The sequence below is a fragment of the Gymnodinialimonas sp. JB5-7 genome, from assembly GCF_055693405.1.
The window spans coordinates 1,991,320-2,008,744 of the sequence record NZ_JBVFUX010000012.1 but is presented as its reverse complement, the minus strand read 5'-3'; the positions used below and the strand labels follow the sequence as shown (position 1 = coordinate 2,008,744).

The window sequence follows — 17,425 nt, the reverse complement described above, 5'->3', positions numbered from 1 at the left end:
CAACAGAAAAGAAATGAGCGAAATCAACGCAAAGAGAGAAAAGTGGTTGGCGGCGATGGCGGCCCATGTGGTGGAACATGGGCTGACGACGGCCTCTCTGCGGCCGCTGGCGAAGGCGGCGGGCACGTCCGACCGAATGCTGATTTACCATTTCGGCGACAAGGATGGCGTGATCGGCGCGCTGCTAGAGACCCTGGCGATGGGGTTCACGCAAGGCCTGGATGCGGCCTTGCCCGAAGCGCGATTTGAGAGCCCTGGTGCGTTGTTGCATTCGGTCGTGGCTGTGATGCGCTCGCCGATGGCGGCAGGCTATGCGCGGGTTTGGCTGGATATCGTTGCTGCGTCAGCGCGAGGGGAGCTCGCCTATGGGCGCACCGGCGGATTGATTATTGCGGGTTTCACCGAATGGGTGCTGAAGCGATTGCCCGAAGGCGAGGGCGAGGAGACGGCGCGCGCCTTGCTGACCGTCCTTGAGGGGACGTTGGTGATGGATGCGGTGGGGCATTCGGACGCTGCCGATGCCGCCATCGCGTGGTTCTCAGGCGACAGACGCCAATAGCGCGGCATTGCCACCTGCGGCTGTCGTATCGATGCAGGTGTGGCGTTCGATGATCAGGCGCGGGGTCGGATCAGCCTCGGTGATCAGCGGCAGGATCGGGCCATCAAGGGCGGCGAGGGCTTGGCGGTAGGGGCGTGCATCTGCGCCCCAGAAGATCACGGCATCAAAGGGTGGCAGGGTTGCGAGTGCCTCCGGCGAGAGGTCGGGCGCGAGGACGGGGGCGTTGCCGGTTTGTGTGGCGGCCTTGGCCTGTGCGCGGGCGGCGTCGAGACCGGGGCCGAGACAGAGGACGCGACCCCTTGGATGCGTGGTGAGGCGGTTGGTTTCGCCGGTTGGGCCGGGGAGCAGGGTTTCGGTGAGCGTACGATGGGCAGGGACGGCGACACGAAGGTCATGGGCGGCGTCCTCGGCTTTGGAGGGGGAGCCGGAAGTGCCACTGCCCTGCTGTGGTTTGGTGAAGCGCGCGACGTAGTGCGGGCCGCCCGCCTTGGGGCCGGTCCCGGACAGGGCCTGACCGCCAAAGGGCTGGGAGCCGACGATGGCACCGATTTGGTTGCGGTTGACGTAGAGGTTCCCGGCCTCGATCCGGGAGGTGATGTCGGCGATGCGGTCGTCGATGCGGGAGTGGATGCCAAAGGTTAGGCCGTAGCCGGTGGCGTTGATCTGGTCGATGACTTTATCCAGATCGCGGGCCTTGAAAGTCGCGATGTGAAGGACGGGGCCGAAGATTTCTTCTACAAGATCTTTGATTGATGTGACGCGGATTGCGGCGGGGGCCACGAAGGTGCCCTGCCCCGGCATGGCGAGCTGCTTGAGCACGCGCCCGTCGTCGCGGGCTTGCGCGACATGGGCATCAATCTTGGCCTTGGCGGTTGCGTCGATGACCGGGCCGATGTCGGTCGCAATGTCCCACGGTTCGCCAAGTTGAAGCTCATCCATCGCGCCGAAAAGCGCGGTCAGGAAGGTGTCGGCAATGTCCTCTTGCACGTAGAGGCAGCGCAAGGCGGAGCAACGCTGACCGGCGGATTGGAAGGCAGATTGGACGACGTCTTTGACGGCTTGTTCAGGAAGCGCCGTACTGTCGACAATCATGGCATTCAGGCCGCCAGTTTCGGCGATCAGCGGGGCGGACGGCGCAAGTTTTGCGGCCATGGCGCGGTTGATGGTCTGGGCGGTGGCGGTGGAGCCGGTGAAGGCCACGCCGTCGATGCGCGGGTCAGAGGTAAGCGCGGCGCCCACGTCAGCCCCTTCGCCGGGGAGGAGTTGCAGGGCCGTTTGCGGGACGCCAGCCCCGTGGAGGAGTTGGACGGCGCGTGCGGCGATGAGGGGTGTGGTTTCGGCGGGTTTGGCGAGCACAGCGTTGCCAGCGGCAAGGGCTGCCGCGATCTGGCCGGTGAAGATGGCCAGCGGGAAGTTCCAGGGGCTGATACAGGTGACGCGGCCTAAGGCTGGGTCGGTCAGGTCAGATATGCGGGCGGCGTAGTAGCGGAGGAAATCGACGGCCTCACGCAGTTCGGCTTCGGCATCGAGGAGGGTTTTGCCGGCTTCGCGGGCAAGGATCGCGAAGAGTTCGGGGGCGTTGGCCTCGTAGAGGTCGGCGGCTTGGTTGAGGATGTCTCCGCGGTTGGGGGCCAGCCACGGTTGGGCTTTCGCGATGGCGGCATCCGCATCTTCGCGGGTGGAAAGCCGCACCTGACCGACGATGTCGGACGGGTCGGCTGGGTTGGTGATGTCGAGGGACGGGCCGGTGCCGATGCCCGCCTGCCATTGGGCTTCGGCAAAGGTCTCACGGGCCTTCGTGATTTCCGCCAGTGCGGCGGGATCAGTGATGTCAAAGCCCTTCGAATTGGGGCGTTCCGGGGCGAAGAGATTGCGCGGCTTTGTGACGTCGGCGCTGGCGGCGGCGAGGGTTATAAACGGGTCGGCGGCAACTTCTGCAGGGGGCACGTCTTCGTCCATGATCTGGTGCACGAAGGAGGAATTTGCCCCGTTTTCCAGCAGGCGACGCACAAGATAGGCAAGCAGATCGCGATGCGCACCGACTGGGGCATAGATGCGGCAGCGGGTCATGTTCCCGCGCCGGACCTGTTCATGAAGCGCCTCACCCATGCCGTGCAGGCGCTGAAATTCGAAGAGGCTGGGGTCCTCTGCCATTTCGAGAACCGCGGCGACGGTATGGGCGTTGTGGGTGGCGAATTGCGGGTAGAGACGGTCGGTCTTGTCGAGGAGTTGGCGGGCGCAAGAGAGGTAGCTGACGTCGGTGGCCGCTTTGTCAGTGAAAACCGGGAAACCGGGCAGGCCCGCGACCTGGGCGCGTTTGATCTCGGTATCCCAATAGGCGCCTTTCACGAGGCGGACCATGATGCGGCGGTCGTGAGTTTCGGCTAGCGCGTAGAGCCAGTCGATGACCGGGGCCGCGCGCTTACCATAGGCCTGCACGACAACGCCGAAGCCGTCACATCCCTTGAGACTGTCATCGGACAGAACCGCTTCGATCACGTCGAGGGAGAGATCGAGGCGGTCCGCCTCCTCCGCATCGATGTTGAAGCCCATTTGGGCGGCCTTGGCCTGTTGCGCGAGGGTCAGGACGGTTGGCACAAGCTCGGCCATGATGCGGTCGCGCTTGGCTGTCTCGTACCGGGGATGGAGCGCGGAGAGTTTGACCGAGATGCCTGGGTTTTCGCGGATGTCCGCGCTGTGGGCGTGCTTGGCGAGGTGGGCGATGGCGTCGGCATAGGCCTTGCGGAAGGCTTCGGCCTCGCCCGCTGTAACGGCAGCTTCACCGAGCATGTCGTAGCTGTAGGTGTAGCCTTTCGCGGCCATATCCTGCCCGCGTTTGACGGCTTCCGCGATGGTTTCTCCCAGCACAAACTGATTACCCATTTCCTTCATCGCGCGGCGGGTGGCGGCGCGGATCACCGGCTCGCCCAGTCGCTTTACCGCGCCCTTCAGAGTGCCTGCGATCCCCTGCCCGTCTTCGTCGGACAGGACGCGCCCGGTGAGCATCAGCGCAAGAGTTGACGCGTTGACGAGGGTGGATTTGGAGTGACCGCGATGCGCGGACCATTCGGCAGGCACGATCTTGTCTTCGATCAGCGCATCGACGGTGGCGTCGTCGGGGACACGCAGGAGCGCTTCGGCCAGGCGCATGAGGGCCAGGCCCTCGGCGGAGGAGAGGCCATATTCGGCCAGGAACACCTCCATCAGACCACCGCGATCCTCGGCCCGGATGTCGGCCACCATGCGCGCGGCGCGGGCGGAGGCGGCCTGCCGGGTTGCGTGCGAAATCGGGTGCGCGGAGGCGAGGCGAGCAAGGGCCGTATCCTGCGGCTCAAGATAGGCGGCGCGGATGGGCTGGCGGAACGCTGAGAGGTCGGACATGGGGGCACACTCCTGAATGCGACATCCGCATTATAGCATATCCGAGAAAGTCTGATTGCCTGTTTGAGGCGAGTGTGATGTATGATTTGTCTGAATTTTAATTCGAGGACGTTCTGAATGCGCCTTAAACCAAATTCTGATAGTCGATTAGACGCGGCCGATTTGCGGATTCTTGCGGTGTTGGCCTCGGATGGGCGGATCCCCGTGACCGAGCTTGCAAATCGGGTGGGGCTGTCGAAGACGCCGTGCCAGACGCGCATGAAACGGTTGCAGGAAGAGGGGTATATTCAAGGGTTTCGAGCGGTGCTGGACCCCGCACGGCTGGGGTTGGCCCATGTGGCGTTTGTGGAGGTGAAACTGGAGGACACGCGGGAGGCGGCATTGCAGGCCTTCAACGAGGCGGCCCGCGCGGTGCCGGAGATCGAGCAGTGCCACATGATCGCGGGCGCGTTCGACTATTTGCTAAAGGTCCGATCCACCGACATCAACGATTACCGCCGCGTCTTGGGCGAATTGATCAGCCGCCTGCCCCATGTCGCGGCAACCTCAACCCATGTGTCGATGGAGGCGGTGAAGGACGAAAACGGATTGTCCTGAGCCACAGCGCTTGCCATCGCGTGCAGTCTGAGACAGCGTGCAGAAAACCGGCGGAACGACCGGGCGGGGAGAGATATGGTTAGTCCGACATTTGATACCGTGCCGTCGCGTGGATCCTATGATGTGGTGATCGTGGGGGGCGCGATTATGGGGTCGTCCACCGCGTGGTGGCTGACCGAGATGGGCTTTGACGGCAGCGTTTTGGTGGTGGAGCGGGATCCATCCTACGAGAAGTGTTCCACGGCGCACACGAATAGCTGTATGCGGCAGCAATTCTCAACCGAGTTGAACGTGCGGATCAGCCAGTTTGCCGCTGATTTCGTCAACAATATTCGGGAGCGGATGGGCGGAGATGACCGTGTACCAAAGCTGTCGGTACGGTCATTCGGGTATCTTTATCTGTCGGATACAGAAGATTTTGCGAATGTCCTGCGCCACAACATCAAGGTGCAGCATGCAGCAGGTGCTGCGACCGAATTGCTGACGCCTGACGAGATCGTGGCGCGGTATCCGTTCTACAATGTGGATGATATCGTACTTGGCTCCATCAACACAGTGAACGAGGGCTATTGGGACGGCGCAACCGTTTTTGAATGGTGGAAACGGCAAGCGCGCGAACGGGGCGTGGAGTATGTTTCCGGCGAGGTGGTCGAGATGGCGCGGTCCGCCCGCGGGGTCGAGTCGGTGACCTTGGCCTCTGGCGCGGTGATCTCCTGCGGGCAAGTGGTGAATGCGTCCGGCCCCCGGGCCGCGAGGACGGCTGCGATGGCGGGCATCAAGGTGCCGGTGGAGCCGCGCAAACGCTATTCCTGGGTGTTCAAGGCGGAAAACCCACTGGATCGTGACCTGCCGCTGACGATTGACCCGTCGGGCGTGCATTGCCGTGAAAACGGGGGCGGCACGTATCAGGCCGGGGGGCATGCGGATATTGATCCGGCGGTGGATTTTGATGATTTCGTCATGGATCACGGGCTGTGGGAAAACCATGTTTGGCCCGTGCTTGCGACCCGCATTCCGGCCTTTGAGGCCGTCAAGGTTCAGGCGGAATGGGCGGGGCATTATGCCGTGAACACACTGGATCACAATGCGATCCTTGGGCCGCATCCTGACGTGCCGAACTTCATCTTCCTGAACGGGTTCTCCGGCCATGGCTTGCAGCAAAGTCCGGCCATGGGGCGTGGCACGGCGGAATGGTTGATCCACGGCGCCTACCAATCGCTTGATCTGAGCCCGTTTGCCTATGAGCGGATCGTGAAGAACGACCCGATCCTTGAGACTGCCGTAATCTGAAAGGCCTAAGACAGATGTTGAAGAAGATCGTTTTGACGGGGGCGGCGGGGCGCTGCGGCATGATCCTGAGACCGGCGCTGGCGGCGATGTGTGAGGAGCTTGTTACCTCGGACATTGTGGACGGCATTGACGGGCTGGCCCCGAACGAGACTTATGTGAAGGCAGATCTGGCGGATTACGCCGCGATTGCGGGCCTAATGGATGGGGTCGAAATGGTGTGCCATTTCGGGGCCATCGTGGATGAAGGCCCGTTCGAGGAATTGCTGGGGCCGAACTTCGTGGGCTCCTACAATGTGTGGGAAAGCGCGCAGAAGGCGGGTGCACGGCGGATCGTCTATGCATCGTCGATTCATGCGGTGGGGATGCATCCCCGCAATTCTTATATAGGAATTGATGCGGAGCGTCGGCCGGATACCTTTTACGGTCTGGCCAAATGCTTCACCGAGGATCTTGGCCGGATGTATTGGGAAAAGCGTGGGCTGGAATCCGTGCATCTGCGTATCTTGAGCTGTGCGCCGGTGAAGAACGCCCGCGCCTTGGGCACGTGGCTGAGTGACGGCGATCTGGTGCATCTGGTGGAGCGGGCGATTGATACGCCGACGACCGGCTTTGCAGTGATTTACGGTGTCTCGGACAATGACCGCGCGCCGGTGGACAACTCCAAGGCGTCCTTCCTCGGGTATCGCCCGAAAGACAATGCGGAGCAGTTCGCAGCGGAGATTCTGGCCGCGGAAGGTGCAGGCGACCCGACCGATCTGGCGCAAATGGTCCATGGCGGGCCGTTTGGCACGGTGGCACTTGGCAAAGGCGGGGCTGCCGCCGCAGCTAAGGGCGACGACTAGGCGACCAGCGAGAGCGCCGGGCGCGTGGAGGCTTTGGTTCGCAAAAGGCCCTCGCAATGGGCCAATACAGGGTCAATGCGCGCGCCATCGAAGTGATCCATCGCGGCACCGCCGATCATGTCGAACATCAGCGATTGCGCCAGCGCGGTCTGGTCAACCAACCGTGCGCAGGCAGTGTTCACCAGGACGGCCTCTTCCTTCATCCGGTCCATCTGCGGAGCGTCGATGATATGCCGGTTTCCTGGGCCTGAATCGCAGTGAAGGGTGACGACGTCTGAGACCTCCAGCAGATCCTCGATCCGGTCCACTTGCCGTGCGCCGAGGCGGGCGAGTGTGGCAGGCGCAACCTTGCTGCGGGTATGGATCACAACCTCCATCCCCAATTCGAACCGCGCGCGGCGGGCGACGGCCTGCCCGACCTTGCCAAATCCGACAATGCCGATGGTCTGGCCCGCCAGTTCCGGCGCGGTGAGGCCCGGGATCTTGCTGCCCGGAAGCGCGCAAACCTTGCGGCGTGCGAGCCGCAGGATCAGGTCGATGGTGCGGTCAACCGGCCCCATCTCAGGCGGCCTCGGGCGTGAGGACGCCTGCGATGGTGGCCCCGATGATCGACGGGCTCTCGGCCACGGTGACACCGGCGGCTGAGAGGATTTCCACCTTCTCTGACGCACTTTCGCCAAAGGCTGAGATGATCGCCCCCGCATGGCCCATTGTGCGGCCTTTCGGGGCGGTCAGACCCGCGACATAGGCCACGACCGGCTTGGTCATGTGGTTCTGGATATATTCGGCTGCCTCAGCCTCCTGCGGGCCGCCGATCTCACCGATCATGGCGACAACGTGAGTGTCCGGGTCGGCCTCGAACCGTTCGAGGATATCGCGGAACGACGAGCCGTTAATGGGATCGCCGCCAATTCCGACTGAGGTGGAAACACCAAGCCCAAGCTCTTTGAGTTGCGCGGCGGCTTCATACCCCAGCGTGCCGGAGCGGCCTACGATGCCCACATTGCCCTTGAGGTAGATGTGGCCGGGCATGATGCCCAACATCGCCTTGCCCGGGCTGATCGTACCGGCGCAATTCGGACCGGTCAGAACCATGCGGCGATCCTTGGGGTAGCGGTACATGTAGCGCTTCACGCGGATCATGTCCTGCGCCGGGATGCCGTCGGTGATGCAGACGCAGTAGCGGATGCCCGCATCGGCGGCCTCCATGATGCTGTCGGCGGCAAAGGGGCGGGACGAAGACAAGGCTGGCTTCCGCCCCGGTGGCCGCAACGGCATCTTCGACCGTGTCGAAAACGGGCACGCCTTCGCAGGTCTCGCAACCTTTGCCGGGCACGACACCGCCCACGACATTGGTGCCGTAGTCGATCATTTCCTTGGTGTGGAAGCGGGCCATTTTGCCCGTGATGCCTTGCACGATCACAGGGGTCTTTTCGTCGAGAAGAATACTCATGATACGGCCCTCATTTTAACGCCTTGAGAGAGGTCGTTTCTCCAAGCCCCCACGGCCCGTTCGGCGGCTTCATTCAGGGTTGCGGCCCGGATGATCGGCAGGCCGGACCGGGCGAGGATTTTCTGACCTTCCTCCACATTGGTGCCGGCCAGGCGCACGATGACCGGCACTTCGACGCCGACCTCCTGCATGGCTTGCACCACACCTTCGGCCACCCAATCGCAGCGGTTGATACCTGCGAAGATGTTCACAAGGATGGCTTGCACGTTTTTGTCCGACAGGACGAGGCGGAATGCCTTGGCCACGCGTTCGGGCGTGGCGCCGCCGCCAATGTCCAGGAAGTTCGCAGGCTCGCCGCCCGCCAGCTTGATCGTATCCATCGTGGCCATGGCGAGGCCCGCGCCATTCACGATACAGCCGATATTGCCGTCGAGGCCCACATAGCTGAGGCCCCGATCGGCCGCGCGGCTTTCGCGTGGGTCTTCCTGGCTTTTGTCACGCAGTTCGGCCACGTGCGGGTGGCGGAAAAGCGCGTTGTCGTCGAACGACATCTTCGCGTCGAGCGCGATGACGCGATTGTCGGACGTGATGACGAGCGGGTTGATCTCAACCATCGTGGAGTCGAGTTCCGTGAAGGCCCGGTAGCAGCCTTGCAGCGTGCGGGTGAATTGTTGGACCTGGCCCGCCTCGATGCCCAGTTTGAAGGCCATCTGACGGCACTGGAATTCGCGCAGGCCCACGGCGGGCTCAACCGTGGCGCGCACTATGGATTCGGGTTTGTCAGCAGAGATATCTTCGATCTCCATTCCGCCTTCGCCGGAGGCCACGATCATCACGCGCTGGCTGGTGCGGTCGAGCACGAAGCCGAGGTAGATCTCGCGATCGATTGGCACGGCGGCTTCGACATAGACGCGGTAGACGCCTTTGCCTTCCGGCCCCGTCTGGTGGGTTACAAGTTTCTGGCCGAACATCGCGTCGGCTGCATCATGGATTTCCACGTCGCTGTCGCAGACCTTGACGCCGCCGGCCTTGCCACGCCCCCGGCGTGGATCTGGCTTTGACGACCCAACGCTCACCCCCGAGTTCGCGGGCACGGTAAGCGGCCTGTTCGGGGCTGTAGGCGAGCGCACCATCTGGCACCGCCACTCCAAAATTCGCGAGCAGTTCTTTGGCTTGATATTCGTGGATATCCATGGGGCTTACTCCGCTGCGATGGCTTGGCCGTAATGGCTGTCGAGAGCATGCGCGACGGCTTGATCGTCGTAGCTGCCGCCCAGATCGCGGATCGCCTGCCCGAAACGAGTGACGATGTCGCGAATGACATGTTCTTGCAGAAGATTGAGAATGCCGATGCGGACTTGAACAGGCTCGCTGAGCGTGGGCCAGATGCCGAAGTTCTGCGCGCGGCAGTGCTGGACAAGCTCCATCTCACGCCCTGCCATGGCGGGCGGCAGGTTGAGGACGACAAGCGAGGTCATGTTCGAGGTCACTTCACAGCCCATCGCGGTCACGGCGGCTTTCAACGCCGCTTCGTGGAATGTGTAATCCCGTGCCCGACGCGCGACGCCCTCTTGCAGCAGGATGCGAAGCGCTTCGTGGAAGGCCGAGACTGCATAGGCGGAATGAGTGCGATGGTAGGTGCCCTTCTCCACATCCTTGCCGTCGATGATGCCCCAGTGGCGTGCTTCGAGGATGGGGTGATGAGCGAAGGTGCGGGTGCCGGTCTTGATCAGCTCGGCAATGTAGTGATCGGTGAAGCTGACGGGTGCGTAGGTCAGCGGCAGACAGCAGATGCCCTTTTGTGGGCAGGAGGCCCAACCGTGGACCCCGGGAAAGTCGTCAATCCGGAAGTCCTCCACGCCGAGGGAGGAGACGGCATCAACAAGGCCCAAGGCGCCGTGACGTTCGCAAGCGTCGGAGAAACCTTGGATGTCGTTCACGCGGCCTGAGCCGGTTTCCCAATGGGCCATGGCAGCCCATTTCGGTTTATGTTCGGCCAGGGCGGCCTCGACAATCTCGCCAGTGACGGATTGGCCGTGGGGCACGTTGATGATGGTGACGGAGGCAGGCTGCGGGTCCATCGGGTTGGCGGCGAGTTCTTCAGCCGTGGCCGCGCGCATGCGGACCGTCAGCCCGTCGATACCCGAGAACGTGCCATTGACGAACATCACCACCTTTTCGCCGGGCTGCACGGCGCTGAACATAACGTCGAGGCCGGACCATCCGGTGCCCGCGACGCCGTAGGTGTGCACGTTTTCAGTGCCCATGACGGCGCGCAGCATGTGTTTGCACTCGGCCATGCCGCGCAGCACGTCGCCGTGCATGTGATCGGCAAGGCCCGCACCGGCGAACCGCGACAGGACACGACCGTCGGTATTGCCAGGCCCGGGGCCGGCGGCGATGGTTTCGGGAATTTCCAGCTGCGGAAAAATGGTAGCGTCGGTCATGGTCTCTCCATCCAGTGCGGCGCTTGGCCTTGCAGTCATCTTGGTCGTTGAGAGCGAACATATGGCGCAAGGAAAACTGGACAACGGACGGAATACCTGCTTTTGGATATAAATATGGGTGGGTAAATACCTACCCAAATTGGTAAATATGCCAATGTATACCGAATACCTGCCTACCCAAATTGGTGGTTTTTCCTCATTTTGAGAACAGTAACAGATGGTTAACCCTCCGATCGACATCATGCTGGCCGATGGCAATCCGCTGGTCCTGTCGGCCCTATCCGAGTTGATCGACCGAGATCCGCGATTCTCGCTTGTGGCGACGGCGGCCACAGCGGAAGGATTTTTGGGCACCGTGATGCGGGTCCCGGTGCAGATCGGGGTGATCGACTGGTCCCTGCCGGTATTGGGCGGGGCCAAACTTATAGAAGTTTTGCGGGACCAGGCGAACGCGCCGAGGATTGTTGTGTATGCCGAGGACACTGGTGACCTGCCAAGGCTAGCGATGGCCGCGGGGGCCGCGGGCTATGCGCCACGCTCGTCCTCCGCCGAGAAACTGCTGGATATCTGCGTCGACGTGGCGGCCGGGAAGATGGTGTTTCCGTTTGTAGATATCCGTCAACTGCAGGCGGATCCGATCCAAAGCCTTTCGCGGAAGGAACGCGCGATGCTGGAGGCGTTGTCGGAGGGACTGACCAATCGGGAGCTATCGGCAAAGCTGGGGATCTCGACCAACACGGTGAAATTTCATCTGTCGAACCTGTATGACAAACTGGCGGTCAAGAACCGTGCGCAGGCGATTGCATTCTACTATTCTTCGCGCCTTGCATTGGAGCGCGGGCAAGACGGTATACAAAAGTAGACCCAGATAGAGCTTGACCTTTTTGTTCGCCATCACCCCTTTTGCCGCAACTTTGTTACGCACACGAAAGGCGGCATTCCATGTCCTTCCACCCCATTGAACAGGCCCCTGCCCGCCTGAATCGCTCTGAACTTGCGGTGCCGGGCAGCCAGCCGCAAATGTTTGAAAAAGCGGCACAATCCGATGTGGATGTGATCTTCCTTGACCTCGAAGATGCGGTCGCCCCAGACGAGAAAGCGCAGGCCCGGAAGAACATCATCAAGGCCCTGAACGAGATCGACTGGAACACAAAGACGATGTCGGTTCGAATCAATGGGCTCGACACGCATTACATGTATCGCGACGTGGTCGATGTGGTCGAACAGGCGGGTGAGCGGCTGGATCTGATCATGATCCCCAAGGTCGGCACCGCGGCAGATGTCTATGCCGTGGATATGATGGTGACGCAGATCGAAGACGCGGTCGGCCTGAAGGATCGCATCGGGTTTGAGCATATCATTGAGACGGCGTTGGGGATGCAGAATATCACCGAGATCGCGGGCGCGTCGAAGCGAAACGAAAGCCTGCATTTCGGGGTTGCGGACTACGCCGCTTACACGCGCGCCAGGACCACGAATATCGGCGGCGTGAACCCGTCCTATTCGGTCCTGACAGACGACATGGACGGCGTGCGCGAAACCCATTGGGGCGATATGTGGCACTACGCCCTTGCGCGTATGGTTGTTGCGGCACGGGCCAATGGCCTGCGGCCGATTGATGGCCCGTTCGGCGATTTTCAGGACCCGGATGGTTACAAGGCCGCGGCCCATCGCGCCGCCGTTTTGGGCTGTGAAGGGAAGTGGGCAATCCACCCCAGCCAGATCGCACTGGCAAATGAAGTAATGAGCCCGTCTGAAGCGGAAATCACCAAGGCCCACCGCATTCTGGAGGCCATGGCCGAGGCAGAGGCGGCTGGCAAAGGGGCCGTCAGCCTCGACGGTCGATTAATCGACTATGCCTCCATCCGGCAGGCGGAGGTTTTGGTGGAGAAAGCCAAGCAGATCGCCGGGGCATAAGGCCTTTCGGGCAGGCTTGATCATTCGATTGAGTGATCCTAAGCCTGTCCGATGATAAAAAATCGCATCACTTTTAAGCAGCTTGAAGCCCTTGTGCAGGTGGCGGACACCGGCACCTTTCGCAAGGCTGCCGACATGCTTGGCACGACCCAACCCAATGTATCGGTGCGCATCTCGGCGCTCGAAGACGCGCTTGGCTTGAAGCTGATGCACCGTGACGCGGGCTCGGTTCGGTTCACGGAACCGGGGCGAGAGGTTCTGGCAGTGGCCCGTGATGTATTGCGCGCGGGTGAGCGGCTGTTGGAGACGGCGGGTCGCCATGATCTCGTGGAAGATAGGCTGCGTTTGGGTGTGGGGGAGTTGATCGCGGCGACTTGGCTGCACGACTTCCTGCGGGTGCTCAAAGCCGCCTATCCTGCTGTGCGTGTTGAGCTGACGGTCGATCTTTCCTCTGAACTGGAGCGGATGCTGAATGAGGGGCAATTGGATCTGATTCTTGCCAATGGCCCGTTTCGAGGAGGGTCGACGGACCGAGTTGCCTTGGCAGATTACGCCTATGGCTGGGTCGGGGCCGCCGACCTTGTGAGAGGTTTGGGTCCGAACCCCGATCTGCGGGACATCTTCGATGTTGGCATTTTGACCCATGGCAAGTCGACGGGTGCAAGCCAGGCGTTGCGCGCGCACCTGACAGCCGGCGGGTTTGACCCCGCCCGCGTCACGCATTCGAGCAGTCTGACCTCGACCCTGCAAATGGCGGCAGACGGGATGGGGATCGCGTTGCTGCCAAAGCGGCTATCAGGCGGGCTGGCGGGCATGGTCGCACTGGATGGCGTATGGGTTCCCGACAGCCTGCAGTTCGCGGCGCTTTTTAATGCAGGGACCTCGGCCGGGTTTGTCGAAAAGGCCGCCCGGATGGCGGCAGATCAGGCCGCGGCCGACTTAGAATAGAATTTCTTTATCATCTTGGCGCAAAAAATGAATTTTGCGCTCAGGCCGTTTTGCGCTTTAACCGAAATATTCGAGAAAGCACTGGGGCCCTTCATGGCAAAGATCGCAAACCGGCTTGGCGTTGATATCGGCGGGACGTTCACGGACGTGGTTCTGGAAACGGCCACGGGGCTGCATTCGACCAAGGTTCTGACAACGTATGCCGCGCCCGAGGACGCGATCATCAACGGGATGAAGCAGGTCTGCGGGAAGGCCGGGGTTACGCCGGGCGAGATTGGACAGATCATCCATGGGACCACTCTGGCTACAAACGCACTGATCGAGCGGCGCGGGGCCAAGACGGCATTGATCACAACGGAAGGCTTCCGCGATGTGATCGAAATGCGAACTGAATCGCGGTTTGAGCAATATGATCTGAACCTAACCCTGCCTGAGCCGCTATTGCCGCGCGAACGCCGCTTTACGGTGCCTGGCCGTGTGGATGCGACCGGCGCAGTCTTGATTGACCTGCAGCGTGAGGCCGTCGAGGCAGTGGTCGACCGGATTGCGGAGGGCGGCTTTGAAAGCGTCGCAGTGGGGCTAATCCATTCGTACCTCAACCCAACCCATGAGCAATTGGTGCGCGAGGTTCTGGCAGAGCGTTTGCCGGATGTTTCGGTCTCAATTTCGTCCGAAGTCTCGCCGCAGATGCGCGAGTATGAGCGGTTCAACACTGTGGTGGCCAACGCGTATATCAAGCCGCTGATGGCGTCTTATCTGGGCCGTTTGGAGGATCGTTTGCACGCCGAGGGGGCCGAGTGTCAGGTGTTCCTGATGCATTCGGGCGGCGGGATCATCTCGATCGCGGATGCGGCGGAGTTTCCCGTCCGATTGGTGGAGTCCGGGCCTGCGGGCGGGGCCGTATTCGCGGCGCACATCGCGGCACGGCATGGCTTGGACAAAGTCCTCAGCTTCGACATGGGCGGGACGACGGCGAAGATCTGCCTGATCAAGGATCAAACGCCGAAGACCTCGCGCGTCTTTGAAGTCGCGCGGACCTATCGCTTCAAGAAGGGGTCGGGGATGCCCATTTCGATCCCCGTGATCGATATGGTGGAGATTGGTGCAGGCGGCGGGTCGCTGGCCCATGTGGATGCGATGCGTCAGATCCGGGTAGGCCCTGAAAGCGCAGGGTCCGAGCCGGGGCCAGCCTGCTACGGGCGCGGGGGCGACCGGCCTGCAGGTCACGGACGCCGATCTGGTTCTGGGCAAACTGGACCCCGAGAACTTCGCAGGCGGGTCGATCCGGCTCGCGCCGGACGCCTCCTCCGCCGGCCTTACAAACGTACTCGCGAACACTTTGGGCATGGATGCTGAGGAAGCGGCTTTCGGCGTGGCCGAGGTTGTGGATGAGAATATGGCCAATGCGGCACGGGTCCACGCGGTCGAGAATGGGGAAGATCTGTCTGAATATACGATGATCGCGTTTGGCGGTGCGGCCCCGCTGCATGCGGGGCGGTTGTGTGAAAAGCTAGGCATTGCGCGGTGTCTGGTGCCGCCCGGCGCCGGTGTCGGCAGCGCCATCGGCTTCCTGCGCGCGCCCTTCAGTTTTGAGGCCAACCGTTCTGTCTACATGCGGCTGGCGGATTTCGATGCCGGGGTGATCCGCACGCTGCTGACCGAATTGCAGCAGGAAGCGACGGGCTTTGTGCGCAGCTGCGATGCCGAAAGCCCCATCTTGTCGGAGTTCAAGGTCTACATGCGCTATTCCGGGCAGGGTTGGGAAATCCCCATCCCGTTGACTGAGGCGCAGGCGATGGACCCGGATGCCGAGACGTTCAAACAGCGGTTTGAAGAAGAATATACCAAGCTTTTCGCGCGCACCGTGAAAGGCATGGACATCGAGATCACGGTTTGGGCCGTGAACGCCACAACGCCGCCTATCCAGCCGGAACCGCTACAGCAGACCGACGTGAGCGGCGCTGCTGAGAATAGCGGTACGCGCCGTCTGTTTGATCCGGCCAAGGCGGCCTTCACCGATGCCCAGGTTGTAGGGCGCGAGGGCTTTCACACGGGCCAGATCGCACAGGGGCCGGCTGTCATCGTCGAGGATGAGACCACCATCATCGTCCCCAGCAGCCGTGATGCAATGTGCAACAGTGATGGCTGTATCGACGTGATGACGAAACCCGCCCATGCCGGAGGTGCCGCATGACCCAGTCCAATGTCGCCTATCAGATCATGTGGAATCGTCTGATCTCAGTTGTTGAAGAACAGGCGCAAGCGCTTGTGCGCACGGCCTTTTCGACCTCCGTCCGCGAGGCAGGCGACCTGTCCGCCGGAGTTTATGATCGCGAGGGGCAGATGCTCGCCCAGGCGGTGACAGGCACGCCGGGCCATGTGAATGCCATGGCCGATGCCGTGGCGCATTTCATCCGCCGGATTGGACGCGAGAGCATGTTTGAGGGCGACGTCTACATCACCAACGATCCGTGGGAAGGCACTGGCCATTTGCATGACATCACGATGGTCACGCCATCGTTCCACAAGGGCAAGCTTGTCGGCTTTTTCGCCTGCACGGCCCATATCGTCGACATAGGCGGGCGCGGTTTTGGGGCGGATGCCCAAAGCGTTTATGAAGAGGGGCTGTATATCCCGATCATGAAATTCGCTGAAAAGGGCGTGGTGGACGAAACCCTCACGCGCATCATACGGGGCAATGTACGCGAGCCGGATCAGCTGATTGGCGACATCTATGCGTTGGCGACCTGCAACGAGATCGGCCACCGCAGATTGATGGACATGATGGATGAGTTTGGGTTGGCGGACCTAGACGGGATTGCCGCCTTCATCCTCGAGAATTCGCGCCGCGCAACGCTAGAGGCGATCAATGCCCTGCCGCGTGTCACGGCCGACGGGTCGATGACCATGGACGGGTTCGACACTCCCATTACCTTGAAGGTAGCGGTCCGTGTCGAAGAGGACCGGATCGTTACGGATTTCACAGGCACCAGTGGCGTCGACAAGAAGGGCATCAATTGCCCGATGGTCTACACCAAAGCCTATGCCTGCTACGCGCTGAAGGTCGCCATTGCGCCGGAAATCCCCAACAATGCGGCGTCGTTGGCGCCGTTTGAGGTGACTGCGCCTGAAGGCACCATCGTGAATGCGTTGCACCCCGCGCCCGTGGCCCTGCGCCATATTGTGGGCCATTTTGTGCCGGATGCGGTCTTCGATGCGTTTGACAAGATCGTGCCCGGTTTGGTGCCCGCGGAGGGTGCAGGATGTCTGTGCAACTTCCAGGTGTCGCTGCGGCCCCGCACCGACGCCCCTGCCCCGGCGGATGCCCGACGCTCGGAAGTGTTGACGTTCAACTCCGGCGGATCCGGGGCGCGGCCCGATCTGGACGGGATGAATGCGACGGCCTTCCCTTCGGGCGTCATGACCATGCCGATTGAGGCCACGGAACATGCGGGGCCGGTGATCATCTGGCGCAAGGAATTGCGGCCTGACAGCGGCGGCGCCGGCAAGACACGCGGCGGTTTGGGCCAATATATGGAAGTCGGCGCACGAGGAGGGCATGAGTTTGACATTCAGGCCATGTTCGACCGAGGCCAGCATCCGGCCCGGGGGCGGCGGGGCGGCGCGGACGGCGCGCGCACCACGATTGCGCAGGATGACGGCACGCCGATGCGGGGCAAGGGCAAGCAATTCGTGCCACATGGACGGCGGGTGCAAATGGCTTTCCCCGGTGGCGCGGGTTACGGCGACCCTGCGGAGCGGTCGCGGGACGCGATCATGCGGGATCTTGCGCGCGGCTATATCAGCGCAGACGCGGCAGCCCGGGACTATGGCCTGTCGTCTGAGGATATCGCCGAGGTCGAGGCCGCCGTTCGGCGCGGGGATGTGATTTAGCAACAAGAAGAAGTTGCATTTTCAGGGCATCTGCAAAGCAACGGCACAGCATTCTGACCACCAATCGGGTCACACTTTGAAAGCCGCTCCCCTGAAT

The 17,425-nt window shown here is 61.9% G+C and carries 11 protein-coding genes and 3 pseudogenes; 9 read left to right on the top strand and 5 right to left on the bottom strand.

The annotated features are described in order from the left end of the window. The first annotated feature begins 13 nt into the window (after positions 1-13). Complete coding sequence (locus tag ACZ1HK_RS18810; RefSeq protein ID WP_472629975.1) at positions 14-559, top strand: TetR/AcrR family transcriptional regulator; 546 nt, start codon at positions 14-16, stop codon at positions 557-559. Here ACZ1HK_RS18810 and putA read toward each other — a convergent pair. Further along, positions 539-3,940 carry a bifunctional proline dehydrogenase/L-glutamate gamma-semialdehyde dehydrogenase PutA gene (putA, locus tag ACZ1HK_RS18805; protein WP_472629974.1) on the bottom strand — a complete coding sequence of 1,134 codons (3,402 nt, stop codon included), beginning with the start codon at positions 3,938-3,940 and terminating at the stop codon, positions 539-541. The genes ACZ1HK_RS18810 and putA overlap by 21 nt on opposite strands. A 117-nt stretch (positions 3,941-4,057) precedes the next feature. Between putA and ACZ1HK_RS18800 the strand changes: the two genes are divergently transcribed. The 3 genes from ACZ1HK_RS18800 to ACZ1HK_RS18790 all read left to right on the top strand — a co-directional run bounded on the left by ACZ1HK_RS18800 (position 4,058) and on the right by ACZ1HK_RS18790 (position 6,669). Then, positions 4,058-4,537 carry an Lrp/AsnC family transcriptional regulator gene (locus ACZ1HK_RS18800; RefSeq protein ID WP_472629973.1) on the top strand — a complete coding sequence of 160 codons (480 nt, stop codon included), beginning with the start codon at positions 4,058-4,060 and terminating at the stop codon, positions 4,535-4,537. Between the two features lie 75 nt (positions 4,538-4,612). Further along, positions 4,613-5,827: an NAD(P)/FAD-dependent oxidoreductase gene (locus tag ACZ1HK_RS18795; RefSeq protein ID WP_472629972.1), complete on the top strand. Its 1,215-nt coding sequence runs from the start codon at positions 4,613-4,615 to the stop codon at positions 5,825-5,827. A gap of 14 nt (positions 5,828-5,841) precedes the next feature. Then, positions 5,842-6,669: an NAD-dependent epimerase/dehydratase family protein gene (locus ACZ1HK_RS18790; protein WP_472629971.1), complete on the top strand. Its 828-nt coding sequence runs from the start codon at positions 5,842-5,844 to the stop codon at positions 6,667-6,669. Here ACZ1HK_RS18790 and ACZ1HK_RS18785 read toward each other — a convergent pair. The 4 genes and pseudogenes from ACZ1HK_RS18785 to ACZ1HK_RS18770 all read right to left on the bottom strand — a co-directional run bounded on the left by ACZ1HK_RS18785 (position 6,666) and on the right by ACZ1HK_RS18770 (position 10,569). Further along, complete coding sequence (locus ACZ1HK_RS18785) at positions 6,666-7,229, bottom strand: 2-hydroxyacid dehydrogenase (protein ID WP_472629970.1); 564 nt, start codon at positions 7,227-7,229, stop codon at positions 6,666-6,668. The two genes, ACZ1HK_RS18790 and ACZ1HK_RS18785, sit on opposite strands and share 4 nt — an antisense overlap. 1 nt (position 7,230) lies before the next feature. Further along, positions 7,231-8,122 (bottom strand): annotated as a pseudogene (sucD, locus tag ACZ1HK_RS18780) (succinate--CoA ligase subunit alpha). After that, positions 8,119-9,316 (bottom strand): annotated as a pseudogene (locus ACZ1HK_RS18775) (malate--CoA ligase subunit beta). The pseudogenes sucD and ACZ1HK_RS18775 overlap by 4 nt, the downstream one beginning before the upstream one ends. Positions 9,317-9,321: 5 nt before the next feature. Continuing rightward, complete coding sequence (locus ACZ1HK_RS18770) at positions 9,322-10,569, bottom strand: aminotransferase class V-fold PLP-dependent enzyme (RefSeq protein ID WP_472629969.1); 1,248 nt, start codon at positions 10,567-10,569, stop codon at positions 9,322-9,324. Between the two features lie 217 nt (positions 10,570-10,786). Here ACZ1HK_RS18770 and ACZ1HK_RS18765 point away from each other — a divergent pair, with 217 nt between their 5' ends. The 5 genes and pseudogenes from ACZ1HK_RS18765 to ACZ1HK_RS18745 all read left to right on the top strand — a co-directional run bounded on the left by ACZ1HK_RS18765 (position 10,787) and on the right by ACZ1HK_RS18745 (position 17,328). Next, on the top strand, positions 10,787-11,431 hold the full coding sequence (locus ACZ1HK_RS18765) for a response regulator transcription factor (RefSeq protein ID WP_472629968.1): 645 nt from the start codon (positions 10,787-10,789) through the stop codon (positions 11,429-11,431). A gap of 80 nt (positions 11,432-11,511) precedes the next feature. Continuing rightward, entirely contained in the window at positions 11,512-12,486 is a 975-nt protein-coding gene (locus tag ACZ1HK_RS18760; RefSeq protein ID WP_472629967.1) for an HpcH/HpaI aldolase/citrate lyase family protein, read from the top strand. Positions 12,487-12,537: 51 nt separating this feature from the next. Next, positions 12,538-13,434, top strand: a complete 897-nt coding sequence (locus ACZ1HK_RS18755; protein ID WP_472629966.1) for a LysR family transcriptional regulator — start codon at positions 12,538-12,540, stop codon at positions 13,432-13,434. A gap of 93 nt (positions 13,435-13,527) precedes the next feature. Then, a pseudogene (locus ACZ1HK_RS18750) lies at positions 13,528-15,628 on the top strand (hydantoinase/oxoprolinase family protein). Continuing rightward, on the top strand, positions 15,625-17,328 hold the full coding sequence (locus tag ACZ1HK_RS18745) for a hydantoinase B/oxoprolinase family protein (RefSeq protein WP_472629965.1): 1,704 nt from the start codon (positions 15,625-15,627) through the stop codon (positions 17,326-17,328). The pseudogene ACZ1HK_RS18750 and the gene ACZ1HK_RS18745 overlap by 4 nt, the downstream one beginning before the upstream one ends. Positions 17,329-17,425: the final 97 nt, after the last annotated feature.

Coding starts and splice junctions, on each gene's coding strand:
- ACZ1HK_RS18810 (WP_472629975.1), top strand. CDS start 14: ATGAGCGAAATCAACGCAAAGAGAGAAAAGTGGTTGGCGGCGATGGCG.
- putA (WP_472629974.1), bottom strand. CDS start 3,940: ATGTCCGACCTCTCAGCGTTCCGCCAGCCCATCCGCGCCGCCTATCTT.
- ACZ1HK_RS18800 (WP_472629973.1), top strand. CDS start 4,058: ATGCGCCTTAAACCAAATTCTGATAGTCGATTAGACGCGGCCGATTTG.
- ACZ1HK_RS18795 (WP_472629972.1), top strand. CDS start 4,613: ATGGTTAGTCCGACATTTGATACCGTGCCGTCGCGTGGATCCTATGAT.
- ACZ1HK_RS18790 (WP_472629971.1), top strand. CDS start 5,842: ATGTTGAAGAAGATCGTTTTGACGGGGGCGGCGGGGCGCTGCGGCATG.
- ACZ1HK_RS18785 (WP_472629970.1), bottom strand. CDS start 7,229: ATGGGGCCGGTTGACCGCACCATCGACCTGATCCTGCGGCTCGCACGC.
- ACZ1HK_RS18770 (WP_472629969.1), bottom strand. CDS start 10,569: ATGACCGACGCTACCATTTTTCCGCAGCTGGAAATTCCCGAAACCATC.
- ACZ1HK_RS18765 (WP_472629968.1), top strand. CDS start 10,787: ATGGTTAACCCTCCGATCGACATCATGCTGGCCGATGGCAATCCGCTG.
- ACZ1HK_RS18760 (WP_472629967.1), top strand. CDS start 11,512: ATGTCCTTCCACCCCATTGAACAGGCCCCTGCCCGCCTGAATCGCTCT.
- ACZ1HK_RS18755 (WP_472629966.1), top strand. CDS start 12,538: ATGATAAAAAATCGCATCACTTTTAAGCAGCTTGAAGCCCTTGTGCAG.
- ACZ1HK_RS18745 (WP_472629965.1), top strand. CDS start 15,625: ATGACCCAGTCCAATGTCGCCTATCAGATCATGTGGAATCGTCTGATC.